Annotated in this window: 26 protein-coding genes; 12 read left to right on the top strand and 14 right to left on the bottom strand. The window is 76.8% G+C overall.

Going from position 1 to position 26,972, the window contains the following annotated elements:
* Both H7X46_RS09635 and H7X46_RS09630 read left to right on the top strand, forming a co-directional pair.
* Entirely contained in the window at positions 1-1,482 is a 1,482-nt protein-coding gene (locus tag H7X46_RS09635) for a DUF58 domain-containing protein (protein WP_186359077.1), read from the top strand.
* Positions 1,479-3,770: a transglutaminaseTgpA domain-containing protein gene (locus H7X46_RS09630; RefSeq protein ID WP_186359076.1), complete on the top strand. Its 2,292-nt coding sequence runs from the start codon at positions 1,479-1,481 to the stop codon at positions 3,768-3,770. The genes H7X46_RS09635 and H7X46_RS09630 overlap by 4 nt, the downstream gene beginning before the upstream one ends.
* Before the next feature lie 404 nt (positions 3,771-4,174).
* Here H7X46_RS09630 and H7X46_RS09625 read toward each other — a convergent pair whose 3' ends face one another.
* Entirely contained in the window at positions 4,175-4,582 is a 408-nt protein-coding gene (locus H7X46_RS09625) for a DUF3040 domain-containing protein (RefSeq protein WP_186359075.1), read from the bottom strand.
* A 303-nt stretch (positions 4,583-4,885) separates the two neighbouring features.
* Entirely contained in the window at positions 4,886-5,641 is a 756-nt protein-coding gene (locus tag H7X46_RS09620) for a bifunctional 2-polyprenyl-6-hydroxyphenol methylase/3-demethylubiquinol 3-O-methyltransferase UbiG (RefSeq protein ID WP_222131814.1), read from the bottom strand.
* 185 nt (positions 5,642-5,826) lie between these two features.
* Here H7X46_RS09620 and H7X46_RS09615 point away from each other — a divergent pair, with 185 nt between their 5' ends.
* Complete coding sequence (locus H7X46_RS09615; protein ID WP_186359074.1) at positions 5,827-6,657, top strand: ParA family protein; 831 nt, start codon at positions 5,827-5,829, stop codon at positions 6,655-6,657.
* A 15-nt stretch (positions 6,658-6,672) separates the two neighbouring features.
* Here the strand turns inward: H7X46_RS09615 and H7X46_RS09610 are convergent, their stop codons facing one another.
* Complete coding sequence (locus H7X46_RS09610; protein WP_222131256.1) at positions 6,673-7,290, bottom strand: SAV_6107 family HEPN domain-containing protein; 618 nt, start codon at positions 7,288-7,290, stop codon at positions 6,673-6,675.
* Positions 7,291-7,319: 29 nt separating this feature from the next.
* Entirely contained in the window at positions 7,320-7,586 is a 267-nt protein-coding gene (locus H7X46_RS09605; protein ID WP_370588679.1) for a hypothetical protein, read from the bottom strand.
* A 332-nt stretch (positions 7,587-7,918) separates the two neighbouring features.
* Here H7X46_RS09605 and H7X46_RS09600 point away from each other — a divergent pair, with 332 nt between their 5' ends.
* On the top strand, positions 7,919-8,542 hold the full coding sequence (locus H7X46_RS09600) for a GNAT family N-acetyltransferase (RefSeq protein ID WP_370588678.1): 624 nt from the start codon (positions 7,919-7,921) through the stop codon (positions 8,540-8,542).
* Positions 8,543-8,580: 38 nt separating this feature from the next.
* Positions 8,581-9,264 (top strand): DUF3153 domain-containing protein, encoded by a 684-nt coding sequence (locus tag H7X46_RS09595; protein WP_186359072.1) that lies wholly within the window; start codon positions 8,581-8,583, stop codon positions 9,262-9,264.
* A gap of 51 nt (positions 9,265-9,315) precedes the next feature.
* Here H7X46_RS09595 and metF read toward each other — a convergent pair whose 3' ends face one another.
* Positions 9,316-10,263, bottom strand: coding sequence for a methylenetetrahydrofolate reductase [NAD(P)H] (gene metF / locus H7X46_RS09590; protein WP_370588677.1), 948 nt, complete (start codon positions 10,261-10,263; stop codon positions 9,316-9,318).
* 123 nt (positions 10,264-10,386) lie between these two features.
* Here metF and H7X46_RS09585 point away from each other — a divergent pair, with 123 nt between their 5' ends.
* From H7X46_RS09585 to H7X46_RS09570, 4 genes are all read left to right on the top strand, one after another.
* Positions 10,387-11,505, top strand: a complete 1,119-nt coding sequence (locus H7X46_RS09585; RefSeq protein ID WP_370588676.1) for a polyprenyl synthetase family protein — start codon at positions 10,387-10,389, stop codon at positions 11,503-11,505.
* On the top strand, positions 11,502-13,157 hold the full coding sequence (gene crtI / locus H7X46_RS09580; RefSeq protein ID WP_186359070.1) for a phytoene desaturase family protein: 1,656 nt from the start codon (positions 11,502-11,504) through the stop codon (positions 13,155-13,157). The genes H7X46_RS09585 and crtI overlap by 4 nt, the downstream gene beginning before the upstream one ends.
* Positions 13,158-13,490: 333 nt before the next feature.
* Positions 13,491-15,017: a polyprenol phosphomannose-dependent alpha 1,6 mannosyltransferase MptB gene (mptB, locus tag H7X46_RS09575; protein WP_370588675.1), complete on the top strand. Its 1,527-nt coding sequence runs from the start codon at positions 13,491-13,493 to the stop codon at positions 15,015-15,017.
* A complete protein-coding gene (locus tag H7X46_RS09570; protein WP_186359068.1) occupies positions 14,998-15,999 on the top strand; it encodes a phytoene/squalene synthase family protein in 1,002 nt (333 codons plus the stop codon). Before mptB ends, H7X46_RS09570 begins: the two co-directional genes overlap by 20 nt.
* On the opposite strand, the gene H7X46_RS09565 is transcribed toward H7X46_RS09570, so the two are convergent.
* Positions 15,968-16,321 carry an Rv2175c family DNA-binding protein gene (locus H7X46_RS09565; RefSeq protein ID WP_186359067.1) on the bottom strand — a complete coding sequence of 118 codons (354 nt, stop codon included), beginning with the start codon at positions 16,319-16,321 and terminating at the stop codon, positions 15,968-15,970. The two genes, H7X46_RS09570 and H7X46_RS09565, sit on opposite strands and share 32 nt — an antisense overlap.
* A 157-nt stretch (positions 16,322-16,478) precedes the next feature.
* Here H7X46_RS09565 and pknB point away from each other — a divergent pair, with 157 nt between their 5' ends.
* Complete coding sequence (gene pknB / locus H7X46_RS09560) at positions 16,479-18,338, top strand: Stk1 family PASTA domain-containing Ser/Thr kinase (protein ID WP_186359066.1); 1,860 nt, start codon at positions 16,479-16,481, stop codon at positions 18,336-18,338.
* A gap of 9 nt (positions 18,339-18,347) precedes the next feature.
* On the opposite strand, the gene H7X46_RS09555 is transcribed toward pknB, so the two are convergent.
* Together H7X46_RS09555 and H7X46_RS09550 are read right to left on the bottom strand one after the other, a co-directional pair.
* Positions 18,348-19,202 (bottom strand): ribokinase, encoded by an 855-nt coding sequence (locus tag H7X46_RS09555; RefSeq protein ID WP_186359065.1) that lies wholly within the window; start codon positions 19,200-19,202, stop codon positions 18,348-18,350.
* A 124-nt stretch (positions 19,203-19,326) separates the two neighbouring features.
* Positions 19,327-19,767, bottom strand: a complete 441-nt coding sequence (locus tag H7X46_RS09550; RefSeq protein WP_186359064.1) for a DUF1801 domain-containing protein — start codon at positions 19,765-19,767, stop codon at positions 19,327-19,329.
* Positions 19,768-19,832: 65 nt separating this feature from the next.
* Between H7X46_RS09550 and H7X46_RS09545 the strand changes: the two genes are divergently transcribed.
* Positions 19,833-20,888, top strand: a complete 1,056-nt coding sequence (locus tag H7X46_RS09545) for a LacI family DNA-binding transcriptional regulator (protein ID WP_222131255.1) — start codon at positions 19,833-19,835, stop codon at positions 20,886-20,888.
* 12 nt (positions 20,889-20,900) lie between these two features.
* Here H7X46_RS09545 and H7X46_RS09540 read toward each other — a convergent pair whose 3' ends face one another.
* From H7X46_RS09540 to H7X46_RS09530, 3 genes are read right to left on the bottom strand one after another with little or no spacing between them, the layout of a single operon-like run.
* Positions 20,901-22,298, bottom strand: a complete 1,398-nt coding sequence (locus H7X46_RS09540; protein ID WP_186359063.1) for a class II 3-deoxy-7-phosphoheptulonate synthase — start codon at positions 22,296-22,298, stop codon at positions 20,901-20,903.
* Between the two features lie 27 nt (positions 22,299-22,325).
* A complete protein-coding gene (locus H7X46_RS09535; RefSeq protein WP_186359062.1) occupies positions 22,326-22,826 on the bottom strand; it encodes a polyadenylate-specific 3'-exoribonuclease AS in 501 nt (166 codons plus the stop codon).
* A complete protein-coding gene (locus H7X46_RS09530; protein ID WP_186359061.1) occupies positions 22,826-23,581 on the bottom strand; it encodes a lysophospholipid acyltransferase family protein in 756 nt (251 codons plus the stop codon). Before H7X46_RS09530 ends, H7X46_RS09535 begins: the two co-directional genes overlap by 1 nt.
* A gap of 164 nt (positions 23,582-23,745) precedes the next feature.
* On the opposite strand from H7X46_RS09530, the gene H7X46_RS09525 reads away from it, so the two are divergent.
* Positions 23,746-24,195, top strand: coding sequence for a hypothetical protein (locus H7X46_RS09525; RefSeq protein WP_186359060.1), 450 nt, complete (start codon positions 23,746-23,748; stop codon positions 24,193-24,195).
* Here the strand turns inward: H7X46_RS09525 and H7X46_RS09520 are convergent.
* From H7X46_RS09520 to H7X46_RS09510, 3 genes are read right to left on the bottom strand one after another with little or no spacing between them, the layout of a single operon-like run.
* Positions 24,171-25,163: an ROK family glucokinase gene (locus tag H7X46_RS09520; protein WP_186359059.1), complete on the bottom strand. Its 993-nt coding sequence runs from the start codon at positions 25,161-25,163 to the stop codon at positions 24,171-24,173. The genes H7X46_RS09525 and H7X46_RS09520 overlap by 25 nt on opposite strands.
* Positions 25,160-25,711, bottom strand: coding sequence for a hypothetical protein (locus tag H7X46_RS30370; RefSeq protein WP_186359058.1), 552 nt, complete (start codon positions 25,709-25,711; stop codon positions 25,160-25,162). Before H7X46_RS30370 ends, H7X46_RS09520 begins: the two co-directional genes overlap by 4 nt.
* Positions 25,708-26,955 (bottom strand): ArsA family ATPase, encoded by a 1,248-nt coding sequence (locus H7X46_RS09510; RefSeq protein ID WP_186359057.1) that lies wholly within the window; start codon positions 26,953-26,955, stop codon positions 25,708-25,710. Before H7X46_RS09510 ends, H7X46_RS30370 begins: the two co-directional genes overlap by 4 nt.
* Between the last annotated feature and the right edge of the window lie 17 nt (positions 26,956-26,972).

Below are 26,972 nucleotides of genomic sequence, written 5' to 3'. Positions count from 1 at the left end.
GTGACGGCGCCCGCCGGTTCCCGCGACCCCGGTGCCCGGCCGCCGCGCCGCCCGCCGGTCCCCGGTTCCGCGGACGGGCCGGGCGGGCCCGCGTCACCTGCCGGGACCGGGACCGACCCGGCGGGTCCCGGACGCTCCGGGACCGCCCCGGCGTCGCTCGGACGCACGCCGGCCGGGTCCGGCGCCGCCCCGCTGGCTCCCACCGCAGCCGCCCGGAAGGAACGCCGCGCCGGGCTGACCGTCCGCGGCCGGTGCCTGCTCGCCGGCGGGCTGGCGATGGTCGTCTGCGCGGTCGCCCTCGACGAGCGCGACCTGGTCCGGATCGGCGCGTTCGTCGTGCTGCTGCCGCTGCTGGCGCTGGTCGTCGCGCTCCGGTCGCGGCGGACACTGCACGTCGAGCGGGCCCTCGAGCCGGCCCGGATCGAGGCCGGCACGTCCGGCACGGTGCTGCTGCGGATCGCGGGCGGCTCGCTGCTGGGTGCGCTGCGGATCGCCGACCACGTGCCCGACTCCGCGGGCCCGTCGGACCGCTACCCGCCCCGGTTCACGGTGCACCGGCTCGGCCGCCGCGGCGCCCGGGTCGGCTACCCGCTGCGGCCCGTGGTGCGCGGCGCGTACCGGATCGGCCCGCTGCGCGGGCGCGGCACCGACGCGCTCGGCCTCGCCGAGTTCCGGCACGACCTGCTGCCCGCCGACCGCTGGCTGGTGCTGCCGCGCACCACCCCGCTCACCGGACGCCCGTCGCTCGCCTCCACCGCCGCCGGTCGCGGCGCGGAGGGCGGCAGCCGGCCCGGCGGCGGCACCCCCGACGTCCTGATCCGGCCCTACCGGCAGGGTGACGAGCTGCGCCGGGTGCACTGGCGGTCCAGCGCGCGCCGCGACGAGCTGATGGTCCGGCTCGACGACCGCCCGGACCCGACCGGGGTGACGCTGCTGCTGGACCGCCGGGCCGGCGCGCACCGCGGGCACGGCGCCGGCTCCAGCCTCGAGTGGGCGGTGGAGTTCATCGCGAGCGTCGCCGTCCACCTGATCCGCCGCGGCGAGGCCGTCACCCTGGTCGACGAGTCCGGGGAGCCGCTCGACGACGGCCCGGACGCCGGCGGCGGCAGCGAGGAGGACCAGGTGCCACGACGGCTGGAGGCGCTGGCCGTGCTCCGGCCGTCGGCCACCGCCGGGCTCGGCGGGGCCGGGGTGCCCGAGCCGGGCACGGCGTCGTCCGACGGCGTGCTGGCCGTCCTCGGGGCGGCCGCTCCGCAGGACGTGACGGCGCTGATCGCGGCGTGGCCGCGGGGCGGGCACGCGATCCTGCTCGACGTCGACGGCTGGGCCGCCGGCACGTCGCCGGGCCGCCCGGCCGCGGCCACCGCGACGCTGCTGCGCCGGGCCGGCTGGCAGGCGACCGTCGTGAGCGCCGGGACCAGCGTGCAGCACGCCTGGGCCGAGGCGTGCGGCGTGCCCACGTCGGCGGGGGCGGGCCGGTGACCGCGTCCACCCGGCAGCCGGCCGCCGTCCCGCCGACGCCGGCCACGCCCCCGTCCGGCCGCCCGCCGGGCGCTCCCCGCTGGACGGTCGTGCTCGCGCCGCTGGCGTGCGGGATCGCGGTGCTGCTGGCCGGGGCGGCGACCGGCGCGGTCGTCCAGGGGGCCGCCTGGGTGTGGCACGCGGCCGTCGCGGTGACGGTCGTGGTCGTGACCGGCGGCCTGCTCGACCGGGTGCGTCCGTGGCTGGCCGCACCCGGCCAGCTCGCCGCGCTGCTGGTGCTGGTCACCGGCTGGTTCACCGGGGGCGGGGTGGCCGGGGTGCTGCCCGGCCCGGAGGCGCTGGGCGAGCTCGCCGCGCTGCTCCGCGGGGCCGGGCAGCAGATCGACACCGGGGTGCCGCCGGTCCCCGCGTCGCCGGAGATCCTGCTGCTGGTCACCCTCGGCTTCGGGACCCTCGCGGTCGCGGTGTTCGGGCTGGCCGTGACCGTCGCCGCGCCGGCCGCGGCCGGGGTGCCGCTGCTCGTGGTGTTCGCGGTGCCGACCGCGCTGCACTCCGACCTGCTGCCGTGGTGGTCGCTGGTCGCGGCGGCAGCCGGGTTCGGCGTGCTGCTGCTCCTGCGGCCCGAACGGCTGCGGCAGGGGCCGGCCGGGGGCGCGGTCGTCGCCGTCGCCGTGGTGGGGGCGTTGCTGGTCGGGACGGCGGCCACGGCCGTCGGCACCGCGGGCCGCTTCGACGCCACCGGTGGGGCCGGCGGCGGTGCGGACGGCTCCATCGGGCTGAACCCGTTCACGTCGCTGCGCGGCCAGCTGACCCGCAGCGAGCCGCGGGAGCTGTTCCGGGTGCGGGGCCTGCAGCGGGCGACCTACCTGCGCGCGCTGACACTGCAGTCCTACGTGCCGCAGGAGGGCTGGAAGGCCGGGCGGCCCGCACCGGGCGTGCCGCTGACCGGTCCGCTGCCGCCGTCGACGGCCGGGCCGGCGACCCCGCAGACCGTGCAGGTCGAGAACCTGGGCTTCCGCGACTACTGGCTGCCGGTGTTCGGCGACCCGACCGCGATCGGGGTGGCGTCGGAGAGCTGGGCCTACGACCCGTCGGGCGGCATCGCCTACAGCGAGCGCCCCCGCGAGGAGGACGGCTGGACGCAGGCGATGCGCGTGCCCGAGCCGTCCGCGGACCAGCTGCGCGCCGCGTCCGGACCGGTCACGGTGGACCGCGCCTACCTCGACACCGCCGGCGTCGATCCGCGGGTGGCGCGGATCGCGCGCGAGGTCACCGCGGGGGCCCGGACGCCGTTCGACCGTGCGATGGCGCTGCAGAACCACTTCACCGGGCCCGGCTCGCCGTTCACCTACAGCCTCGCGACCGCCCCCGGCGGCAGCGGCGACGCGCTCGCCGACTTCCTGACCCGCGGCCGGACCGGGTACTGCGAGCAGTACGCCTCCGCGATGGCCGTGATGCTCCGCGCGGTCGGCGTGCCCGCGCGGGTGGCGGTCGGCTTCACCGCGGGCGACGACGACGGCTCCGGCCGCGTCGTCACGACCGAGGACGCGCACGCCTGGGTCGAGGCGTGGTTCCCCGACTACGGCTGGATGAGCTTCGACCCGACCCCGCTGGCCGACGGCCGCACCCTCGACCCGGGATACGTCCAGCAGGCCCGGCAGGAGGAGGGCGGCTCCCCGGCCCGGGAGCAGCCGCCGGCCCCGGAGCCGACCGCCGCGCCCCCGCCGCCCGCCGGGGGTGGCGGCGAGACCCCGCCGCCCCCGCCCCCGGGTGAGCAGCCCGGGGACACGGCCGGGCTCGGCTCGTCGTGGTGGCTCGCCGCCGGTGCCGGTGTGCTGGCGCTGGTGGGCCTCCTGCTGGCCGCCCTGTTCCCCCGCTGGTGGCGCCGCCGCCAGTACGTCCGCCGGGCCGGCCTGGCCCGGGCCGGCGGCGAGGGGGCGGCGACGGCCGCGTGGGACGAGGTGCTGGCCGCGTCCCGGGACCACGGGGTCCCGGTGCCGCCCGGGGACACCGTGCGCACCGCGGCGGCGCGGATCGTCGAGGCGCACGGCCTCACCGGGCGGCCGGCGGAGGCGGTACACGAGCTGGCCGCGCGGGTGGAGGCGAGCTGGTACGGCGACCTGCTGCCCGGGCCGGGGCTGCTGGACGGCCTCGTCGACGAGGTCCGGTCGGCGATCGCCGCCGGTGGGTCGTCGCTGCGGGCGAAGGTCCTGCCGCCCTCCGTGGTGCCCGAGCAGGTGCGCCGGGATCGGTCGGGGGCGGAGCCGAGCGGCGCAGAGCGCCCGTGAGTGGTTCGGAGGGCTCTGGCCCTCCGAACCACTCACGGGCGCGACCGCGCCTCCTGGCTCGCGCCGCCCGCCAGGGTCGGGCCAGGGCCCCGGCCCCGTCGGCGACCCGCACGCTCCCGCCCCGCCCGGGGCGAAACCGTCCACCTCACCGAACGGCGCCCCGTCGACCCGCACGATCGCGCCCCGCCGAGGGCCAAACCGCGCACGTCACCGCGCTGGGCGCCAACGACCCCGCACGATGACGCCCCGACCGGGCCGAACCGTGCGCCTCGCGCGGATCCGGGGGCGGGAGCGTGCACCGGTCCCGCGAGGTGCCGGCCGGCCTCACGGCACACGACGGCGGGGCGGGACATGTGTTGTCCCGCCCCGCCGGGCGTCAGGTGGGCAGCCCGCCGGCCGCCGCGTCACTCCTGTTCGAAGCGGCGCCGGAAGCGCTCCTCCATCCGGTTGGTGAAGCCGCCGCTTTCCCCACCGGATTTGTCCTTCGAGGGCGGGGCGCCGCCCTCGGCCGATTCGGCCTCCTTGCCGCGGGCGCCGATCGAGGTGACCGCGAGCAGGGCTCCCCCGAGCATGGCGAGGAACCCGATGACGCTGAGCAGCGGGATGTCGCCCAGGTACAGCACCTGGAACGGGATCCCGGCCACGAGCATGACGAGGCCCAGCACGAAGAGCACGGCCCCCTGGATCCGGCGCCGGCGAGCGGGCTTGCTCATCCGCTTGCCACTCACCGATGAGGCGAACTTCGGGTCCTCCTGGTAGAGGGCCCGTTCGATCTGTTCGAGCAGGCGCTGCTCGTGCTCGGAGAGCGGCATGCCTTCACCTCCGGCACACGAAATCGGACGGTAGGCCGTGTCGACCGGGACATCCCTGCCCCGACCGCACGACGGGCGCCCCACCTGGGCGTCTGGGACCAAGAGTACGAGGCGAATCGTGCCGCGACCACCCGGACCGGCCAACCCGACCGACTGATCGTCGAGTGGACGGCGTGGCGCGACGTGTCGTTGCTCACTCCGGGCCGTCCGCGGCTCCCCGAACGGGGTCGGTCGCAGGGTGGAACGGTGAGTGGACGGTGACCGACGGCAGCCGTACGCCCGCCGCCCGCGGCACCCCCCCGCTCAGTACCGCCGGGCGAGCAGGTGCAACCGCGGGGCGACCTCGCCGAGCGCCGGGACCGCGGACGCCAGCGCATCCAGTTCGTCCCGCTCGTCCCGTCCGGCCGTCTCGCCGTCCTGGCCCGGGCCGGGCAGCCAGGCCTCGAGGGTCCCGTCGCCCTGGACGGTCTCGACCTCCAGGCGCCCGGTGGCCGCGGCGAGCTCACGCAGCTGGCCCGCGTCGAACCGGCGCTCCAGCCGGTCGTCCGGACCGGTCCGGCCGTGCGGGTCGGTGAGCAGCCGGCGCGCCTCGGCGAGCCGCCCGGTCGCGATCCTCGCGATGAAAGCGCCGTAGCGGCCGACGGTCAGCACGGAGACCGCGGCGCCGGGGGCCGCCGCGGCGGCCAGCGCGGTCAGGACCCGGCCGGGCTCGTCGACGACCTCGAGCAGGCCGTGCCCGAGCACGAGGTCGGCGCCGTCCACCGGTGCGACGTCGGCGAGGCCGTCGACGTCCCCGTTCACCGGCGTGATCCGGTCGGTGACGCCCGCCTCGTCGGCCCGCCGGGCCAGCGTCGCGAGCGCGTTCGGGCTCGTGTCGACGACCGTGACCGCGCAGCCCTCGACGGCCAGCGGCACCGCCCAGGTGCCGCTGCCACCACCGACGTCGAGCACCCGGGGTGTGGTGCTGCCGGTCTCGCGGCGGACGCGAGCGATCTCCCTGTCCAGCACCCGGGACACGGCAGCACCGCGCGCTGCCCCGGCCTGCTCCCGTGTCGGCAATTCCACGCGGGCAGCCTAGGCCGTGTGCCGGCCGGCCCGCGCCCGCGCCACACCGGCGCGCCGCCGGACGCCCTCCGACGAGTCCGCGGTGCACGACGCCGCGGTGCACGACGCCGCGGTGCACGACGCCGCGGTGCACGACGCCACGGTGCACGACGACGGTGACCACGCGGTAGGTTGACCGGGTGCAGGTCGTCGCCACGCTCAGTCTCAAGGGCGGCGTCGGGAAGACCACCGTGGCGCTGGGTCTTGCCGGCGCCGCGCAGCGGCACGGCGTGTCCACCCTGGTGGTCGACCTCGACCCGCAGGCCAACGCCACCACCGCGCTGGATCCCGAACCGACCACGGCCACGGTCGCCGACGTGCTCGACGAGCCACGGCGCGCGGTCGTCGAGCGGGCCATCGCACCGTCTGCCTGGGGTGAGGGCCTCGACGTGATGGTGGGCGCGGAGCAGACCGAGCGGCACAACCACCCGGATCCGGGCGCGGCCCAGCTGCACCGGCTGGACCGGGCGCTGCAGCGGATCGCGGACGAGCTGCTGGGCGGTGACGGTGACGACCTGACCGAGGAGCGCTACCGGCTGGTGATCGTGGACTGCCCGCCCTCGCTGGGCCAGCTGACCCGCAGCGCGCTGTCCGCCGCGGACCGGGCGATCCTGGTGACCGACCCGACGATGTTCTCGGTGTCCGGCGTGCAGCGCGCGTTCGACGCGGTGCAGACCGAGCGGGAGCGCTCGAACAACCGCCTGCAGCCGCTCGGTGTCCTGGTGAACCGGGTGCGTCCGCGGAACAGCGAGCACGAGTTCCGCATCGCCGAGCTGCGCGAGCTGTTCGGCCCGCTGGTGTTCAACAGCGTGCTGCCGGACCGGTCGGCCGTGCAGCAGGCCCAGGGCGCCTGCCTGCCGATCCAGGACTGGGACACGCCCGGCGCCCGGGAGGTGTCGGCCGTGTTCTCCGCGCTGCTCGGGCGGGTGCTGCGCAGCGCCTCCCGGGACCGGCCGGCCGCCTCGGCCTGACTCCCGGCCCGCCCGTCACCGGGGCAGCATCCGCTGCACCCGGGTGACGAACTGCTCGGCCTGCCGCAGCAGGTCGTCGGCCCCGCGCCGGTCCACCAGCCGGTCGATGCCGGCCTCGGCCGCCGCGCGCGCCCGCGAGCAGGACGCGAAGAACGTCGCCCACTCCTCCAGCTCCGGCGCGACCTCGGCGAGCAGGCGCCAGACGTCGCGCGGGGCCCCGCGCCGCGGCCGGGGCCGCGCCCGCATCGCCAGCACGGCCGCGCCGGCGCGCAACGCCGCCAGGTAGGCGGCCGGGTACCGGCGCACCGGCTCGGTCTCGCGGTGCGCCTCGGCCAGCTGGTCGGCGGCCTGCCGGAGCAGGGCGAGCGCGTCCCGGGACGGCGGCGGCGCCGGACCGCCACCGGGCCGCCGGGGCGCGGGCACGCCCCCGCCGGCGACCGCGTCCGCCGTCCGCGCCGCACGGGCGGGGCGGTCGAGCGGCCACAGCCCGTCGGCCCGGCGCGTCCCGTCGGTCCCGGCCCGCACCGCCGGCCGGCGCGGCCCCGGGACGTCCCCCGTGACCGGCGCACCGGCGGCCCGCCCACCCCGCGCCGTCGCCGGCAACCGCAGATCCAGCTCCATCGTCCGGCCCATCTCGCGCACCTCCCGTGCTCGCTCCACCGTCAGTCGTTCAGCCGCACGAGGTCCCAGACCCCGGGACCGGCCCGCATCCGCAGCACCACCTCGCGGGGTGGCTCGTGTGGCTCGGCCACCGACCGGGCCAGCACACGCCAGCAGCTCAGCCGGTCCCCGCCGATCGGCATCGGCGACGGGAACGGCCACGGCGACTCCTCGATCCACTGGTCCCGCACCCCGGTGACCAGGAACCGCTCGCCGCGGCGCGACGGGCGCCGCTGGAACTCCACCGGCTCGCCGTTCTGCCAGCGCACGTCGATGGCAGCCGGCTGCCGCCCTCGGAACAGTCGCGAGAAGCCGCCCACTACCACCACGCCCCTTCCCGGTCGGCGGGCCTCGGCTCCCGCTCCCCGGCTCCGGCCCCGGGACGCCCGGCGACGGAGTGCTTCCCCCACTCCGCCGGCCGGACGCCCGGGCGTCGAACGCGCGTTCGACACCTCTAGTAGAACGCGTGTTCGATCCCGCGTCAAGTCGGCCGGACGGGTCGTCGCGCCAGGTCCGGCACTCCCCCGCCCGCGGGACCCGGCCGGACGTGATGTGATGGGTCCATGCATCCGGACACCGACCCCGCCGGGCGGTGCCGGCGGTGACCGCGGCGCCGGCCCGCCCGCGCCTGGTCGGCCTCGGCCGGGGCGAGTTCGCCGACCGGCTGGACGAGGCCATCGACATCTACGTCACCGCGATGGGATACCCGCGCTCGACGCTGCGGCAGCGCCGGTCGCTGTGGCTGGAGCACTCCTACCGCCCCGGCTGGCGCGCGGTCGGCTGGCTGGACGAGCGGAACCGGCTCACCGGGATCGGCTACGGTTACTGGGGCGGCCCGGGGCAGTGGTGGTTCGAGGAGGTCCGGCGCGGGCTGCGGGCCCGCCGCGGGGACCCGCACACCGTCGGCACCGACTGGCTGACCGACTACTTCGAGCTCACCGAGCTGCACGTGCACCCCGGTGCCCAGGGCTCCGGGATCGGGGAGCAGCTGCTGCGCGCGCTCGCCCGCGACGCCGGCCGGGCCCGGATGCTGCTCTCCACCCCCGAGTACGGCCACCGGGAGCCCGGCCGGGCGTGGCGGCTCTACCGGCGCACCGGCTTCCGGGACGTGCTGCGCGAGCACCTGTTCACCGGCGACCCGCGGCCCTTCGCCGTCCTCGGCCGGGAGCTGCCGCTGCTCCCGCCGGCCCACGGGACGGATCACCCGACACACACCCCGGCGTGACCCGGGCCCGGCCGGGTCCGGGTGGCACGATGACCCGCATGCCGTTCCCCCGCACCCCCGCGCGCCACCGCACGAAGGCCCGGTCGAAGGCAGCGGTGCTGCTCGTGGTGCTCGCGCTCCTCGCCCTGACCGGCTGCACGCGGGTGCAGGTCGCGATGGCCGTCCAGCCCGACGACACGGTGGACGGCGAGATCGTCGTCGCCACCCCGGACGGCGCGCCCGGCGGCTCCGGCCCGGAGATCACCGTGCCCCCCGAGCTGGAGGGCAAGGTCGACGTGGGGTCGTACGACCGGGACGGGTTCGTCGGGTCGCGGGTGTCGTTCAGCGGCCTGACCTTCGCCGAGGTGGCCCAGCTCAACGCCATGGGCGGCCCCGCGGGCAGCCGGGCCCGGCTGGAGATGCGCCGGGTCGGCGAGCGGATCGTGGTGCAGGGCCGCGCGGACCTCACGACGATGCCGGTGGACCGCTCGGACGTCCGGCTGGCGCTGAGCTTCCCGGGCGAGGTCGTCGAGACCGACGGCGAGGCCGAGGGCGGGACCGTCACCTGGACGTTCGCCCCCGGCGAGGTGTCGCCGCTGAACGCGTCGGTGCTCGCCACCGACCCGAACGCCCCGTCGGTGGTGGGCTGGTCACTGCTGCTGGCCGCGCTGGTCGCGGTGGCGGGCGGCGCGGCCGTCCTGCTGGCGCGCCGCGACCGGAACCCGCCGGTACACAGCTCGTGAGTGGTTGTCGCGGTCCCGGCCGCGACAACCACTCACGAGCGCGCAGCGCCCTTACACCGGCAGGACGGCCTCGGTCTCGCCGCGGTCGGTCACGGCGGCCGCGCCGTGGTGCTCGGCCAGGCCCAGCCGCTCGACGAGCTCGGTCGTCGCCGTCGACCGGTTCAGCGAGTAGAAGTGGATCCCCGGCACGCCCTCGGCGATGAGCCGCTCGCACAGCTCGCCGGTGACCTCCATGCCCGCCGCCCGGAACGCCTTCGCGTCCCCGGAGTACGGCGACAGCCGCTCGACGAGCGCGTCGGGCAGCGGCGACCCGGACAGCTCCGGCCCCTTGTAGAAGGTCTTCTCCGAGGTCAGCGGCATGATCCCGGGAATGACGGGCTGGTCGAACCCGGCCGCGGCGACCCGGTCGCGCAGCCGCAGGAAGCCCTCCGGCTCCAGGAACAGCTGGGTCACGGCGAACTCCGCGCCGGCCCGGAACTTCCCGAGCAGCCGCTCGGTGTCGGACTGCAGGTCGGCCGAGCGCGGGTGGCCGTACGGGAACGCGGCCACGCCCACGCAGAACGGCCCGGACCGCTTGATCAGCGACACGAGCTCGTCGGCGTACTCGAGGCCCTCGGGGTGCTTGACCCACTCGCCCAGCGGGTCGCCGGGCGGGTCGCCGCGCAGCGCCATGATGTTGCGCACACCGGCCGCGGCCAGCGATCCGATCACGTGTCGCAGCTCGTCGGTCGAGTGCGACACCGCGGTGAGGTGGGCCATCGCGCACAACGTGGTGTCGGTGGCGATCCGCTCGACGGTGCGCACGGTGCGGTCGCGGCTGGAGCCGCCCGCGCCGTACGTCACCGACACGTAGGCCGGGTCGAACACCTCCAGGCGGCGGATCGCCCGCCAGAGGTCCGCCTCACCCTGGTCGTCCTTCGGCGGGAAGAACTCCACCGCGAAGAAGGGGCGGTCGACACTGATCCGTTCGGTCACCGTGGATGCAGAAGTCGTCGTCACGCGGCCGACCATACGTGCTCGGGTCCCCCCGGCGTAGGCCACGGAGCCGTTGGTCACCGCGGCCGGCAGGTGAGGGTCGGACCCCACCGATAGCCTGGGTGGGTGGTCGACCCCGCTGCTCCCGTGTCCGCTTCGTCCCAGAATGCCGACGTCACCGCGACCGGCCCCGCCCCGCTGGACGACGCCCTGCCCCAGCACGTCGAGCGGGTGCTGGCCGGCTACCTGGACCAGCGCCGCACCGACGTGCTGGGCATCGACCCGGGCGTGGCGCAGGCCGCCGACGCGCTGGCCGGGTTCGTCCTGGGCGGGGGCAAGCGGCTCCGGCCGACGTTCGCCTGGTGGGGCTGGCGCGGCGCGGGCGGGGATCCGCACGCCGAGCACGCCCAGGGTGTGCTGACCGCGATCGCGTCGCTGGAGCTCGTCCAGGCCTGCGCCCTGGTGCACGACGACCTGATGGACGCCTCCGCGACCCGCCGCGGCCGCCCGACGGTGCACGTCGAGTTCGCCCGCACGCACGCGGCGAACGGCTGGTCCGGGCCGCCGGCCCGGTTCGGCGCGGCGGTCGCGATCCTGGTCGGCGACCTGGCCCAGGTGTGGGCCGACGACATGTTCCACGGCGCCGCGCTGCCCGAGGGCGCGCACGCGCGGGCCGCCGAGCCGTGGCGCGCGATGCGCACCGAGGTCCTGGCCGGGCAGTACCTCGACGTGGTGACCCAGGCCTCCGGCGACACCGCGGAGTCCTCCGCGCTCAAGATCGACCGGTTCAAGACGGCCGCGTACACCGTCGAACGCCCGCTGCACCTGGGTGCGGCGATCGCCGGGGCCGACCCGCAGGTCGTGAGCGCCTACCGGCGCTACGGCGCGGACATCGGGGTCGCGTTCCAGCTGCGTGACGACCTGCTCGGCGTGTTCGGCGACCCGAAGGTGACCGGCAAGCCCGCCGGCGACGACCTGCGGGAGGGTAAGCGGACCCTGCTGGTCGCCTCGGCGCTGCAGCGGGCCGAGCAGCGCGCGGACCGGGCGGCGTACGACGTGGTCAGCGGTGCGCTCGGGAACCCCGAGCCGGATCTCGAGCGGGTCCGGTCGGTGCTGACCGAGCTCGGCGCCGTGCAGGCCGTCGAGCAGCGGATCGCCGCGCTGACCGGGTCCGCGCTCGACGCGCTGGACGCCGCGCCGGTCGCCGAGCCGGGCCGGTCGCGCCTGTTCGAGCTGGCCGAGCGCGCCACCCGGCGGGCGTGGTGAGGCAGGTCAGCGGCCGCACCGACCACGTGGTCGTCGTCGGCGCCGGGCTCGCCGGCCTGTCGGCGGCCCTGCACCTGCTCGGGGCCGGCCGCCGGGTGACGGTCGTCGAACGCGAGCCGTTCCCGGGGGGCCGGGCGGGCCGGCTCGACGTCACCGACGCGCACGGCACGTACCGGCTCGACACGGGCCCGACCGTGCTCACCATGCCGGAGCTGCTGGAGTCCGCCCTGGCCGCGGTCGGTGAGACGGCGGCCGACCGGCTCGACCTGGTCCGCCTGGATCCCGCCTACCGGGCCGAGTTCGCCGACGGGTCGGCGATCGCCGTGCACACCGATGCGGCGGCGATGGAGCACGAGATCCGCGTCACCTGCGGGCCCGGGTCGGCGGCCGGTTACCGGCGGCTGCGCCGCTGGCTGACCGACCTGTACCGGGCCGAGATGCACGCGTTCATCGACGCGAACATGGACTCGCCGTGGTCGCTGGCTGGGCCGGACCTGGCCCGGGTGGTCGCGCTCGGCGGGTTCGGCCGGCTCGGCAGGCGGGTGGCGCGGTTGCTGCCCGACGAGCGCCTGCGGCGGATCTTCTCGTTCCAGGCGTTGTACGCCGGGGTCGCCCCGCACCAGGCGCTGGGCGCCTACGGGGTGATCGCCTACATGGACACGGTCGCCGGGGTGTGGTTCCCGCGCGGCGGGATGCGGGCGGTCGGCGCGGCGCTGGCCGGCGCGGCCGCCGACGCCGGCGCCGAGATCCACTACGGCCGCACGGTCACCGGCCTGGTCCGCTCCGGGGGCCGGGTCACGGCCGTCCAGCACCACGGCACCGACGGCCCCGGCGCGGACGGCTCCGGCGCCCACGGCACGGGCCCCGGCGGCACGGGTGCGGGCTCCGACGGCACGGGCGCGGGCGACACCCGCCCGGGCGGCACCGACACCGCCGAGATCCCGTGCGACGCGGTCGTGCTCACCCCCGAGCTACCGGTCGCGTACGGGCTCCTCGGCCGGGCGCCGCGCCGGCCCGCCGGGCTGCGCTGGTCGCCGTCGGCGGTTGTGGTGCAGGCCGGCATGCCGGCACCACGCGCGGATGCGGCGCGGCGCCACCACACGATCTCGTTCGGCGCCGCCTGGACCCGGACCTTCCGCGAGATCATCGACGACGGCCGCCTGATGACCGACCCGTCGTTGCTGGTCACCCGCCCGGGCGTGACCGACCCCGGCCTGCAGCCCGCCGGGCGCGAGCTGCTCGGCGTCCTCGCGCCGTGCCCGAACACCGCGGTCGCGCCGGGCATCGACTGGGAACGGGTCGGCCCGGCCTACGCCGAGGAGCTCGCCGGCGTGCTGGCCGACCGCGGCCTGGTGGACGGCTCCGCCACGCCGAGCTGGACCCGGATGTGGACCCCGCGGGACTGGTCGGCCGCCGGGATGGCGGCCGGCACGCCGTTCTCGGCCGCGCACACGCTCGCCCAGACCGGCCCGTTCCGGCCGCGGAACCTGGTGCGCGGCGTGGAGAACGCGGTGCTGGCCGGCTGCGGCACGACGCCCGGGGTCGGCATCCCCCCCGTGCTGATCTCCGGCCGGCTGGCGGCCGAGCGGATCACCGGGCCCCGCCCGGCCGCGCACGCCGGCCGCGGTGCGGGGTCCCGGGCGGCGCGCTAGTACCTCGTCAAGCAACGTTGGTGCGGAAATCGGTGGATCCAGGGGTTCGCCGGCAAGGCGCCGGCCGGACCCAGTACCGGAGGTACTCGGCCCGGTCGGCAACGCCGCCGGCGGGCGCCTGGGCCGCCGAGTTCCGTGCCGAACGTTGCTTGACGGGGCACTAGTCCCCGCGGCCCGGTTCGTGCACCTCACCGGCGCTCCGCGGCGGGTCCGGCACCCCGGGTCGGACCGACCGCGCCGGACCGCCCGTGGGATGATTCACCCACGATGACCGCCCAGCCCTCGCCCTCGCTCCCCCGCCCGGCGGCCCCCGGCTCCGTCCCGTCCGGCGACGTGAGCGACCCCCGGACCGGGACCGCGCCGTCGGGCCGGCAGGGGCTCGGCGACCGGCTCGGCCGGCCGCCGCGGCGCACCCTGCTGCTGGGCCTGGCCGGCACCCTGCTGATGTTCCTCGGTGCCCCGGGCGGCGGCGGGATCCCGATGCGCGACCCGCTGCTGGGCGACTCCTGGCTGTCGTTCTGGCGCTACGGCCACGGTCAGATGCTCGCCTCGCTCGTCATCTACACGGGGCTGGCCCTGATGGTCTGGGCGTGGGTGCGGCTGGGCCGCGACGTCCTCGCCCGCCGGACCGGGGGCCGCGCGGTCCTGACGGTGTCCGGGGCCTGGGTGCTCCCGATGCTGGTCACGCCGCCGCTGTTCACCCGGGACCCGTACAGCTACCTCGCCCAGGGCGCGCTGCCGCTGGCCGGGTTCGACCCGTACGTCCACGGGCCGGACGTGATGGGCGGGGCCTTCACCGACAACGTCCACTTCTTCTGGCAGGACACCCCGGCGCCGTACGGGCCGCTGTTCATCCTGCTCGCCCAGGGGATCGTCCTGCTCGTGGGGCAGCACGTGCTCCTCGGCGTCATCGCGATGCGGATCGCGCTGCTCAGCGGGGTGGCGCTGCTGGTCGCGGTGCTCCCCGCGCTGACCCGCCGGCTGGGCGGGCGCCCGGCCGTGGCGCTGTGGATCGCCGTCGCGAACCCGGTGATGATCGTCCACATGGTCGGTGGCGTGCACAACGACCTGCTGGTCGTGGGGCTGCTCCCGCTGGCCGCGCTGCTCGCCCTGCGCGACCGGCACCTGGCGGCGGTCGCGGTCGCCTCGCTGGCCATGGCGGTCAAGGCGTCGGCCGGGCTGATCCTGCCGTTCCTGGTGCTGGTGTGGGCGGCGCGCCGCACCGGGGGGTTCTGGTCGCGGCTGCTCCGGGCGGGGGTCCCGTCGGTGGCGGTGTTCCTCGCCGTGTTCGGCGCGTGCACCTGGGTGACCGGGTTCGGCCTGGGCTGGCTGCCCGCACTGAGCGCCCCGTCGATGATCGTGAACTGGCTGTCGTGGTCCACCGGTGCGGGGCAGGCAGCCGCCGGGCTGCTCGGGATGGTCGTCGACGACCTCAACGAGCAGGCCTTCGTCGACGTCTCCCGGGCGATCGGCGGGGGCGTGCTCGCCCTGGTGATCGTGGCCCTGTGGTGGCGGGCCCGCGAGGGCGGCACGGTCGCCGTCCGCAACGCGGCGATCGCCATGGCGTTCGCCGCCGTGCTGTCGCCGACGACGCTGCCGTGGTACCTGAGCTGGGGCTTCTGCATCCTCGCGATGACCGCGTGGAGCGCCCGCGGGCTGCAGTGGGTGATCGCAGGCTCGATCTGGCTGATGATCGTCTACTTCCCGAACGGCGAGACCGCGCTGTACGCGTGGCCGTACCTGCTGCTGTGCGCCGCCGCCGCGGCACTGGCCGCGGTCTCGCTGCTGCGCCCGGACCCGCTCGGACCGGGCCGGCCTGGCGCGCCGGTGGGGCGCGACGGTGTCCCGGGCCGGGGCTGACCGGGCCGGCCGGGCCGAGCTCGACGCCGCCGGCCTGACCGATCCCGCGTTGCGCGCCGCGTACGCCGCCTGCCGGGCCCTGCACGCCGCGCACGGCCGCACCTACTTCCTCGCGACCCGCCTGCTCCCCCCAGAGCGCCGGATGGACGTCCACGCCCTCTACGGGTTCGCCCGGCACGCCGACGAGATCGTCGACGACCCCGGCGGCGCCGGCGGCGGCGACCCGCGCGGGCGCCTCGACGCGCTCGACTCCGAGCTGGCCGCCGCGTTCACCGGTACTCCAGCGCCGGGCAGCCGCCCCGAGGTCCTCGCGGTCGCCGAGACCGCGCGCCGGTACGACCTGGACCCGCAGCTCTTCCGGGACTTCCTGGGCTCGATGCGGATGGACCTCACCGTCACCGGCTACGCCGACGACGCGGCGCTGGCCACCTACGTGCACGGCTCGGCGGCCGTGATCGGGCTGCAGACCCTGCCGGTGCTGGGGACCGTGGTACCGCGGGCCGAGGCCGAGCCGCACGCCGCCCTGCTCGGGGTGGCGTTCCAGATGACGAACTTCCTGCGCGACGTCGGCGAGGACCTCGACCGCGGCCGGGTCTACCTGCCGGCCGCGGAGCTGGCCGCGTTCGGGGTGGACCGCGAGCTCCTCGCCTGGTCGCGGCGCACCGGACGGGCCGACTCGCGGATCCGGCGGGCGCTCGCGCACCTCGTCGCCCGCACCCGGGCCACCTACCGGCGCGCGGACCCGGGGATCCCGATGCTGGAGCCGGTGTCGCGCGAGTGCGTCCGGGCGGCGCGCATGCTCTACGCGGGGATCCTCGACGAGATCACCGCCGCCGGCTACGACGTGCTGCGCCGCCGGGTCGCGGTGCCGCCCCGGCGCCGGGCCGCGGTCGCGCTGCCCGGGCTCGCCCGGGCGCTCGCCGCCCGCGGGCGGCAGGCCGGCGAGCGGCTCAGAACGCCATCGCCTGGGCCCGCCGCTTGACCTCCTTGTGCCGGCCCGCCCGGATCGCCCCGATCGGCGAGCCGGGCAGCGACTCGTCCTCGGTGAACAGCCAGGCCAGGATGTCGCGGTCGTCGTAGCCACCGTCGCGCAGCACGGTGATCGTGCCGGCCAGGCCGCGGACGACGTCGTCGCCGGACAGGAACGCCGCCGGGACGACCACCTCGCCCTCGTGCTTCAGCGACAGCAGCTGGCCGTCCCGCACCAGCTGGATGACACGGGACGTGGGGATCGACAGCCGGGCGGCGACGTCGGAGACGCTCAGCGTCTCCTCGGTGACAGCCGCGGGGAGGGACTCGCTCACAGCCGGACACTGTTGCACACGGCACGCCGCCGTCCCACCCGGCGTCGCCGGGCGGACCGTCGGTGACCGCACGCGGGAGGGCGGACGGCGTGCCACACCCGGACGCGCCGGACCACCCGCACGGACGGTGACCGCCGCTGAAGTAGCCTTCCCTCCCGTGAGCGCACCGTCCGGACCGGCCGATCCCGGCACGCCGGGTGCGGCCGGCCGGGTCGCGGCCGACGGCCCCGCGCTGCTCGACGGCCGCTACCTAGTCGGACCGGTGCTGGCCCGCGGCGGCATGTCCACCGTGTACCACGGCACCGACACCCGGCTCGAACGTGCCGTCGCGATCAAGGTCATGGACCCGCGGATGGCCGGCGACCAGGCGTTCCGGGCCCGTTTCGACCGGGAGGCCCGGCTGGCCGCCCGGATCGACCACCCGTCGGTCGTCGCCGTGTACGACCGGGGCACCGTCCCGGCCGGGCCGCTCGGCGAGCCGAGCCTGTTCGTCGTCATGGAGCTCGTCGACGGCGGCACGCTGCGGGACGTGCTGCGCGCCCGCGGCGCGCTCGGCCTGCCCGCCGCCGTCCGCACGCTCGAACCGGTGCTCGCCGGCCTGGCCCGCGCCCACCGGCTGGGCATGGTGCACCGGGACGTGAAACCGGAGAACGTGCTGATCGCGTCCAGCGGGCAGGTGAAGGTCGCCGACTTCGGCCTGCTCACCGCGGCCGCGGAGGCGGGCGTCAGCCACGCCGGGATGATCCTCGGGACGATGGCCTACCTCTCGCCCGAGCAGGTCATGACCGGGCGGGCCGACGGGCGCAGCGACGTGTACGCGGCCGGCGTCGTCCTCTACGAGATGCTCACCGGGCAGCCGCCCTACACCGCGGACAACCCGCTGTCGGTGGCCTACCGGCACGTGAACGAGGACGTCCCGCCCCCGTCGGCGACCGTGCCCGGGCTGCCGGCCGAGGTGGACGCGCTGGTCGCCCGCGCGACCGCCCGCGACCCGGAGGACCGTCCGGTCGACGCCGAGCACTTCCGCCGCGAGCTCCTCGACGTCGCCGACCGGCTGGGCCTGCCCCGCGCCGGGGTCCCGCGCCCGCCCGGCCCGCCACCGCCCGACGACGGCGTGACCCTCCCGGCCGCACCGCGCCGGGTCCGGGCCGAGTCGGACGGGGCCGCGTCCGGCATCCGGCCCCGCGGCGCCCACGGCACCGCGGTCACCCCGGCCGGGGAGCCGGAGGCGCTGTCCCGGTCGGAGCTGCGCGCGCAGCGCCGCCGCGGCCGCCGCGGGTTCGCGCTGTGGATGGTGCTGCTGGTCCTGCTGGCCGCGCTGGCCGGCACCGGCGCGTGGTGGCTCGGCTCGGGCCGGTGGACGACGATGCCGGCGGTGACCGGGCTGGACCGGGACCGCGCGACCGCCCTGGTCGCCGAGTCCGACCTCACGCCGTCGATCACCGAACGGGCGCACGACGACGTCGCCGCGGACGTCGTCGCCGAGGTCGACCCGGCCCCCGAGTCCCGGGTGCTGCGCGGCTCGACGGTCACCCTCGTCGTCTCGACCGGCCGGCCCGCCGTGCCGGAGGTCGCGGCCGGCAGCGCGGTCGCCGACGTCGAGGAGGCGGTGCGCCGGGCCGGGCTCACTCCCGTCCGGTCGACGGCGGCCGAGGAGTTCAGCGCGGACGTCCCGGCCGGCGCGGTGATCCGCACCGATCCGCCCGCCGGCACCCGGCTGCCCGGCGGTGCCCCGGTCACGCTGGTCACCAGCCGCGGCGAGGAGCCCGTGGACGCCCCGCCGCCGCGCCCGACGGCACCGCAACCACCGCCGGGGCAGCAGCAGGACACCGACGTGCCGTTCGTGATCGGGATGAGCGCGGACGAGGCCGAGGAGCTGCTGGAGTCGCAGGGCTTCGACGTCGAGGTGGACCGCAGCTTCCCGTTCGGCCGCCGGGACGGCCAGGTGATCGACCAGGATCCGTCCGCGGGGGACGCCGCCGATCCCGGCGACACCGTCACCCTCACCGTCCTGTAGGGCTGGTGCCTAGAGTTCGAAGCGTGCCCGCACCGGCCCGGTGATCTCCGGCAGCTGCGCACCCGCGACGGTCACGGCGAACGCGCCCGCCCGCACCGCGTAGCACGCCGCGGCGGGCAGCGAGTCCCCGGCGGCCAACCGGACCGCGACGGCCGCGAGGAACGCGTCTCCCGACCCGGTGCTGTCGCACGCGTCCGCAGGGTCCACCGGCCACGCGTCCACCGTGGTCACGGCGCCGGCGTCGTCGACGTCGCAGCCCCGCGCGCCGCGGGTGACGACGGTGCGCGCGACCGGGTGCGTCCCGAGCCGGGCCGCCTCGTGCTCGTTGACGACGAGCACGTCGGTGGCCTCGAGCAGCCCGTCGGGTACCGGCCCGTACGGCGACAGGTTGAGCACCACCGTCGTCCCGGCCGCGCGGGCGGCGCGGGCCGCGGCGAGCACCGTGCCGAGCGGGATCTCCAGCGACAGGGTGAGCACCGCGACCCCGTCGAACGGCGGCAGGTCGTCCGCGGACAGGGTCCGGTTCGCCCCCGGCGACACGACGATCGTGTTGTCCGCGGCCGCGTCCACGGTGATCACGGCAGTGCCGGTGCGGGCGCCGGCGCGGACCGCGACCCGGCCGGCGTCGACGCCGGCCGCGGCGACGGCCTCGCGCACCAGCTCGCCGTGCGCGTCGTCACCGACGGCGCCGACCATGCCGACGTCACCGCCCAGCCGTGCGGCCGCCACCGCCTGGTTGGCGCCCTTCCCGCCGGGGCCGACGGCGAGGTCCTCCCCCGGCACCGTCTCCCCCGGCGCCGGGAACCGCTCGGTCCGCACGACGAGGTCGGCGTTCAGCGAGCCCACCACCAGCACCCTGCTCATGCGTGCCCTCCCGATCCGGTTCGCCACCGCCCGCACCGTGCATGATCACGCAGGTCAGTGCCGCTGCTTCGGCCCTCGACCGCCGGGCCTCGGTACCGCTGCTTCGGCCCTCGACCGCCGGGCCTCAGTGCCACTCCACGAGCCGCCCGGCGTGCCGGACCATCTCGTCGAGCACGGCGAGGTCGAGGTCGGCGGCCGACCGGAAGGATATCGACGCCGCACCCACCCGGGTCCGCCCCAGCCGCGGTCCGTAGGACGTCGACAGGTAGTCGCGTCCCTCGGCGGCGTGCACGTAGAGGCTCAGGTGGTTCGTCTGCCGGGCGAGGCCGACGAGGAACCAGGACACGGGCGCGCCGCGGGGGCGGGGCTGCTCGATGTCGCCGTACCCGATGATCGACTGGTGGGTCCCGCCCCAGAGCACGCCTTCCCACATCCTGCGGGCCCCGCCCGGTAGCGCCGCGGTGATGACGGGGTCGAGGCGGCGCAGCGAGCCGTCGGGATCGTGGGCCGCGAGAAACGCGTCGACCGAGTTGCCGGTCGACCGGACGGACTCTGACCGGGACACGGCACCAACCTATCGGCGTCGCCGGGGAGCGGTCGACGCCCCGGCGTGGCAGGTAGCCTCGCCGGGTGGCCGGACCGGGGGGACAGCGGGTGACCGCGGCGATGGTGGCCGAACGCGCGGGGACCAGCATCTCGACGGTGTCGCTGGTGGTGAACGGCAAGTCCCGCGGCCGGGTATCCGCGGCGATCACCGAGCGGGTGCGGGCGGCGGTGGACGAGCTCGGCTACGTCGTCGACCACGCGGCCAGCTCGCTGGCGCGCGGCCGGACCGACCTGGTCGTGCTGCTGGCCCCCGACCTGCCCAACCCCTACTTCGGCCGGGTGACGACCGGGATCAGGGAGGGCCTGGGCGACCACCACCAGCTGATGCTGTCGGTGATCGCCGGCGGGGCGCAGCCGTCCGCCGACGACGTCCGCCGGATCGCCGCGTTCCGGCCGGCCGGCCTGCTGGTGCACGCCCCGTCGCGGTCGCTGCTGGACGAGCTCGAGCCGGGTGGCCCGCCGCTGGTCCTGCTGGACGCCCCCGGTTTCGAGGACCGCGCCGCGACCGTCACGTTCGACCTGCGGCCGGGGGTTCGGGCCCTGGTCGGGCACCTCGCCGCGGCCGGGCACCGGACCGTCGCCTACCTGGACGGCTCGACGCCCTCGGCGACGTTCGCGCTGCGCCGGTCCCTGCTGCGGGCGGTCGCCGCCGAGCACGGCGTCACGGTCCTCGGGACCGGCCACGACCGGGACGAGGACCCGCCGTGCGACGCCCCGGTCCGCGCCGGGCTGTCCCTGGAGGACGCCGCCGACACCGCGGTCGACGCGCTGCCCGGCTGGCGCGACGCCGGCGCCACCGCCGTCGTCGCGGCCGCCGACACCCTCGCCTACGGGGTGCTGGCCGCCGCCCACCGGCTCGGGCTGGCCGTGCCCGGTGATCTCGCCGTCGCCGGGTTCGACGACCTGCCGTACTCGCAGGTCACGGCGCCGCCGCTGACCAGCGTGGCGCTGCCCGCGGAGGAGCTGGGCCGGGCCGCCGCGCGGCGGCTCAGCGCGCTGCTCACCGGCGCCGGCACGCCGGGGCCGGCGCCGCTGACCACCCGGCTGGCCGTGCGCGCCAGCACCTCCCCGGCGGGCTGACCCCGTCACGCACTAGCCGCGGAGCATCTCCGCGACCAGGAACGCCAGCTCCAGGCTCTGCTGGGTGTTCAGCCGCGGGTCGCAGGCCGTCTCGTACCGGCCGGCGAGGTCGGTGTCGGAGATCCGCTGCGCGCCGCCCAGGCACTCGGTGACGTCCTCACCGGTGACCTCGACGTGGATGCCGCCGGGGTGGGTGCCCAGGGTGCGGTGCACCTCGAAGAAGCCCTGCACCTCGTCGACGATCCGGTCGAAGTGCCGGGTCTTGTACCCGGTCGAGGACTCGTGGGTGTTGCCGTGCATCGGGTCGCACTGCCAGATGACCTTGTGCCCGGACGCGGTGACCTTCTCCACGATCGACGGCAGCACGTCGCGGACCTTGTCGTTGCCCATCCGGGAGATCAGCGACAGCCGGCCGGGCCGGTTGTGCGGGTCGAGCCGCTCGACGTACTCGACGGCCTGGTCGGGCGTCGTCGTCGGACCGATCTTCATGCCGATCGGGTTGGCCAGCAGCTCGGCCAGCGCGACGTGCGCGCCGTCGAGCTGGCGGGTGCGCTCGCCGATCCAGAGGAAGTGCGTGGACAGGTCGTAGAGCCGGGGCGACTCGCCGCCGTCGCGGTCGGTGTCCAGGCGCAGCATGGCGCGCTCGTAGTCGATCAGCAGCGCCTCGTGGCTGGCGTAGAACTCGACCTCGTGCAGGTTGTGGTCCTGCACGCCGCACGCGTCCATGAACCGGACGGCGCGGTCGATCTCGGCGGCGACGGCCTCGTAGCGCACCCCCGCGGCCGAGGTCAGCACGAAGTCCTTGTTCCAGTCGTGCACCTTGGTCAGGTCGGCCATACCGGTCGCGGTCAGCCCCCGCACGAGGTTCATCGCGGCCGAGGCGTTGGCGTAGGCGCGGATCATCCGGGAGGGGTCCGGGATGCGGGCCTGCGGGTCCGGGGTGAGCGCGTTGACGATGTCCCCGCGGTAGGACGGCAGCCCGGCCGCGTCGATCGCGCTGCTGCGCGGCTTGGCGTACTGGCCGGCGATCCGGCCGACCTTGACGACCGGCATCGACGCGCCGTAGGTGAGGACGACCGCCATCTGCAGCAGCGTGCGGATCGTCGCCCGGATGTGCGGCTCGGTGTTGTCGACGAAGGTCTCCGCGCAGTCCCCGCCCTGCAGCAGGAACGCCTCACCGTTGGCGACGGCGGCGAGCCGGTCCTGCAGCCGGTCCACCTCGGGCGGCAGCACGACCGGCGGGACCGACTCGAGCACCTTGCGCACGTCGGCGACGCCCGCCGGGTCGGGCCAGTCGGGCTGCTGCTGGGCAGGACGGGAGAGGGCGTCGTCCAGGGCGGAGCGCAGCTCCGCCGGCAGCGGCGGCAGCTCCGGGAGGACGTCGATCGGCGCGTCGACGGACCAGTTCACGGTCCCAGAGTAGGCGCTGCGGCCTCCTCAGCGGGCCCCGGCCCCCGTGGCGAGCGTCTCGGCGATGACCTCCCACCGGCGCAGGTTGTGCCGGGCGTCGGCCAGCGCGTCGTGCGCGTCCCGCGGCGGCGGGGGCAGGGTGGGCCGCCCGGCGTCCTCCCAGCGCTGGCGCAGCTCCCGGGTGAACCGGGGCATCGCCCGTGGCAGCGCCGGCATGGCGCCCCACAGCTGGCAGAGCGCGACGTGGTCGTAGGCGGCGATCCAGGCCCACAGCTCGACCTCGCCGGGCGCCGACGTGCAGAACGCCAGCAGCTCCTCCCGGATCCGGGACCGGGACCTCCACGCCGGGTCCGACGGCGGCGGCAGCTTGGGCAGCACGTTGTCCCGCACCCAGCGGCCGGCCCGGTTCGGGTCGAACTCGGTGGACACGGCGTAGAACTCGCGTCCGTCCTCGCCGACCATCCCGATGGACACCAGGTCGATCGTGGTCCCGTCCTCGATGAACTCGCAGTCGTAGAAGAACCGCATCAGCTGGCCCGCGAGTCGGGCACGTGCGGGTCGGGCCGGTGCAGGGCGGGCCGGGCCGGTGCGGGCGGCGGCGCGCCGGACGCGGCCCGTTCCTTGACCGAGGCGGCGTAGAGGTCGACGTAGGTCTGGCCGGAGAGCTCCATCAGGTTGTACATGATCTCATCGGTCATCGACCGCTCGATGAACCGGTCCCCCGCCATGCCCTCGTAGCGGCTGAAGTCGATCGGCTCACCGATGATGATCTTGACCTTCCGCGGGCGCCACATCCGGGAGCCGATCGGGTTGACCTTGTCGGTCCCGACCATCGCGACCGGGATCACCGGGACGCCCGCCTCGAGGGCCATCCGGGCGACGCCGGTCTTGCCCTTGTACAGCCGCCCGTCGGGTGAGCGGGTGCCCTCCGGGTAGATGCCGAGCAGCTTGCCCTCCCCGAGCAGCCGCACCGCGGTGTCCATCGCCGCGCGGGCCGCGGAGCCGCCGGAGCGGTCCACCGGCACCTGCCCGACGCCGGTGAAGAACTGCTTCTTGAGCCAGCCGCGGACCCCGGGCTCGGTGAAGTACTCGCGCTTGGCGAGGAAGGTGACCCGGCGCGGCAGCATCAGCGGGAGGAAGAACGAGTCGGCGACCGCGAGGTGGTTGCTGGCGAGGATCGCGCCACCCCGCTCGGGGACGCGCTCCCCGCCCGTCACCTCGGGTCGGCAGAAGAGCCGCATCAACGGGCCGAGCAGCACGAACTTGGACCACCAGTACAGCACCCTGCGCTGCCTCCCTACCGACTTCCGGCGCCAGCCTACGGAGCGTCCCCGGATCCTCACAACGGGGCCATGATCACCTCGTCGCCCGCGCGCGCAGGGAGGGGATGGATCCGGCGCCGCGTCGTGACAGGATGGGCCGGCGGACGAGCCGGGAAGGACTCCGAATGGACCCTGCACGCCGCCGGGACGACCGGCCGGACGACGACTTCGAGTCGATCGTCGCGAGCTGGCGTCGCGAGGGCTCGGTGCCCGACTGGCCGTCCGACCGCACCGACACCGCCGAGCCGCCCGAGCACCACGAGCACCCCGGGGCGGGTGCGGTGCACCGGCCGGGCCCGACGGCCGGGCTCGACGCCGACGACGAGCACTACCACCCGCCCGAGCCGCCGCCGCTGCCCCGGCCGGGCCCGCCCGCGGTCGTGGGCGGCGGGCTGATCCTGCTGGGGCTGCTGCTGTGCGTCGCGCCGGGCCTGCTCGGCGCCGGCGGCACCTGGCCGCTGCCGCTCGGGCTGGTGCTGATCTCGGCCGGGCTGACCTGGCTGGTGCTGCGGCTGTGGACCGCCGACCCCGGCGACCCCGGCCCCGACCCCTACGACGACGGCTCGCGGATCTGAACGGCGGCGTCCCGGGCGAGCGTGGCCGCCCCCACCACCGCGGCCGCCGCACCCAGCTGGGCGGTGCGGATCCGGGCCAGCGGGCGGTGCGCCGCGCCGGTCCCGACCCGCGTGTAGTGCTCGCGCGCGGCGTCGAGGAACAGCGGCGCGGACGTCGACACCCCGCCGGCCAGGACCACCAAGTCCGGGTCGAAGACGTCGGCGACCAGCGACAACCCCTCCCCCAGCCAGCGGGCCAGGTCGTCGAGGGCGGCCCGGCCCACCGGGTCGCCCTCCCGGGCGGCGGCGGCCACCCGCTTGCCGGTGATCCGCCCCGGGTCGGCGGCCGCCTCGCGGGCCAGCACCGACGGACCGGGCGCGTCCGCCGACGAGATCATCTCCAGGGCGGTGGTGGCGAGCGCGGTGCCGCTGCAGTAGCGCTCCCAGCAGCCGCGCTTGCCGCACGGGCAGGCCCGGCCGTCCGGGACCACGCGCAGGTGCCCCAGCTCCGGGGCGACGCCGTGCGCGCCGCGGAACAGGTCCCCGCCGAGCAGCAGGGCGCCGCCGATGCCGGTGCCGAGCGCGATCACGACGACGGTGGACGCCCCGGCCGCGGCCCCGTAGCGGCGCTCGGCGAGCGCCGCGGAGTTGGCGTCGTGCTCGACGACGACCGGCAGCCCGCCGAGGCGCTCCGAGATCCGGTCGGCGACCGGCGCGTCCCGCCAGGACAGGTGCGGCGCGTACCGGACCAGCCCGCGCGGGGCGTCGACGAAGCCGGCCAGAGCGAGCCCGGCCGCGCGGACCGGGTACCGCCCGCGGAGCTCGTCGACGGCACCGGTGATCGCCGCCTCGAGGGCGTCGTCGGTGCGGGGGGTGGGCGCGGTCGCGGTGTCGAGGATCTCGCCGTCGGCGTCGACCACCCCCGCGCGGACGCTGGTCCCGCCGACGTCGACCCCGATCGTGAGCCCGTCGCCGGTGCGGGGGCTCACGTCCGGTGCACCACGATCCGCTGCACGGTGCGGCCGCGCGGCCGGCGCACCGGGGACCCGTGCGGCCCCCCGGTCCCGCGCGGCGCTCCGGTCCCGCGCGGCGCGGCGCTCCCGTAGGGCGCAGCGGCCCCGGGCGACCCGGTGGTCTCGCGCGACCCGGCGGACTCGCGTGACCCGGCAGCACCGCGCGGCGCGGTGGCCCCGGGCGGCGTGTCGGTCCCCGGCGGTGCGCCGGTCCCGGGCGGTGCGGTGGCCCCCGGCTCCCCGGGGCGCGGCGGCGGGTCCTCCAGCACCGCCACCAGCGCGGCGAGCAGGCCGGTGGCGTGCTCCGCGAGCGCGGCCGCCAGCTCGGAACGCTCACCGCGCAGCAGCCCGATCAGCGCGCACACCGGGCACGCGGTGCACGCCCCCGCGCTGCCCGGGGCGGGCTCGCGGTCGTCCGCGGCGAGCGGCTCGACCGCGGCCCGCAGGCGCTCGGCGAGCAGGCGGGCGGTGGCGCGCAGCTCGTCGGAGAGCCCCGCGTGGGCACCGCAGTTCCGGGCCGTCACGAGGTCATCCAGGTGCCCGGGTCGGGCACGAACGTGATCACGAGGCGGGCGTCGGAGCCGGCGCCCTCCAGCCGAGCACCGGTGGCCTCGCAGCGGCGCAGCACCGACGGCAGCGCGACGACCCGCCGGGAGAACCCGATCCCGACGACCATGTCGTCGCCGATCCGGGCCAGGTCCAGCGGGGCGTCCTCGGCGCCGGGCAGGGCGACGTCCAGCTCGAACTCGGTGTCCCGGGAGACCCCGTGCCCCGCGGTGCGGCGCATCTCCATCAGCGGGCGCACCGGCGCGTCGTCCGGCGACCCGGCCGGGTCGGTGTCGTGGTAGATCGAGCGGGCCAGCTCCCGCAGCGCCTCGACGCCGGTCGGCTCGGCAGCGGTGTAGCGCACCGTGGTGACCGGGACGTCCGCGCCGATCTGGTCCAGCTCGGCGAGCACCGCCCGTTGCTCGGCGGCGCGCTCGCGCAGCCAGCGGGCCGCGGGGCCGCGCAGCGACGGCGGCGGGCCGGGCATCACCCGGTTGGCCAGCAGCGCGTCGACCCGCAGCTCGTGCAGGGCGAGCGCGGTCAGCGTGCGCCGGGTCTCCGCGGCGACCACCCGCTCCGGGGTGAGGACGAGCCGGATCGAGGTGCGGGTCCGGTCGGCGAGCAGTGCGCGCAGCCCGGCGAGCTGCTCGGCGAACGCGCCGAGCGCGGCGACCGTGCGGTCCCAGCCGCCGTTGTCGTTCTTCGCGCCGGCCAGGTTCGCGACGAGCCCGCGGACCGCCCGGCGGTGCGCGGGGAACAGCCGCTCGACGTAGCCGGACAGCGCCTCGGGCAGGGTCAGCAGCCGCAGCGTCTCGGCGGTGGGGCCGCAGTCGACGACGACGACGTCGTAGGCCCCGGAGTCGGCGAAGCGCTGCACCTCGACGAGCGCGAGGAGGTCCTCGACGCCGGGCAGCACGGTGAGCTCGTCGGCGACCAGCTCGTCGACGCCGGCACCGGCCAGCATGGTGCGCAGGTGGCCCTGCAGCTCGCCCCAGGCGCCGTCGAGCAGGTGCCGGGCCTCGATGTGCGCGCCCCACAGGCGGTCGGCGACCTCGGTGGGTTCGGCGCCGAGCTCGGTGCCGAGGGCGTCGCCGAGCGAGTGCGCGGGGTCGGTGGACACCACGAGCGCCGACCGGCCGGACCCGGCGAGCAGTGCGGCGGTGGCGGCGGCGAGGGTCGTCTTGCCGACCCCGCCCTTGCCGGTGAACAGCACGACGCGCACGGGCGGGAGCCTAACGA

Source organism: Pseudonocardia sp. C8 (genome assembly GCF_014267175.1).
In the GTDB taxonomy this organism is placed as follows: Bacteria; Actinomycetota; Actinomycetes; order Mycobacteriales; family Pseudonocardiaceae; genus Pseudonocardia.
The sequence above is the reverse complement of the archived record's forward strand: the minus strand, read 5'-3'. Positions and strand labels throughout refer to the sequence as shown.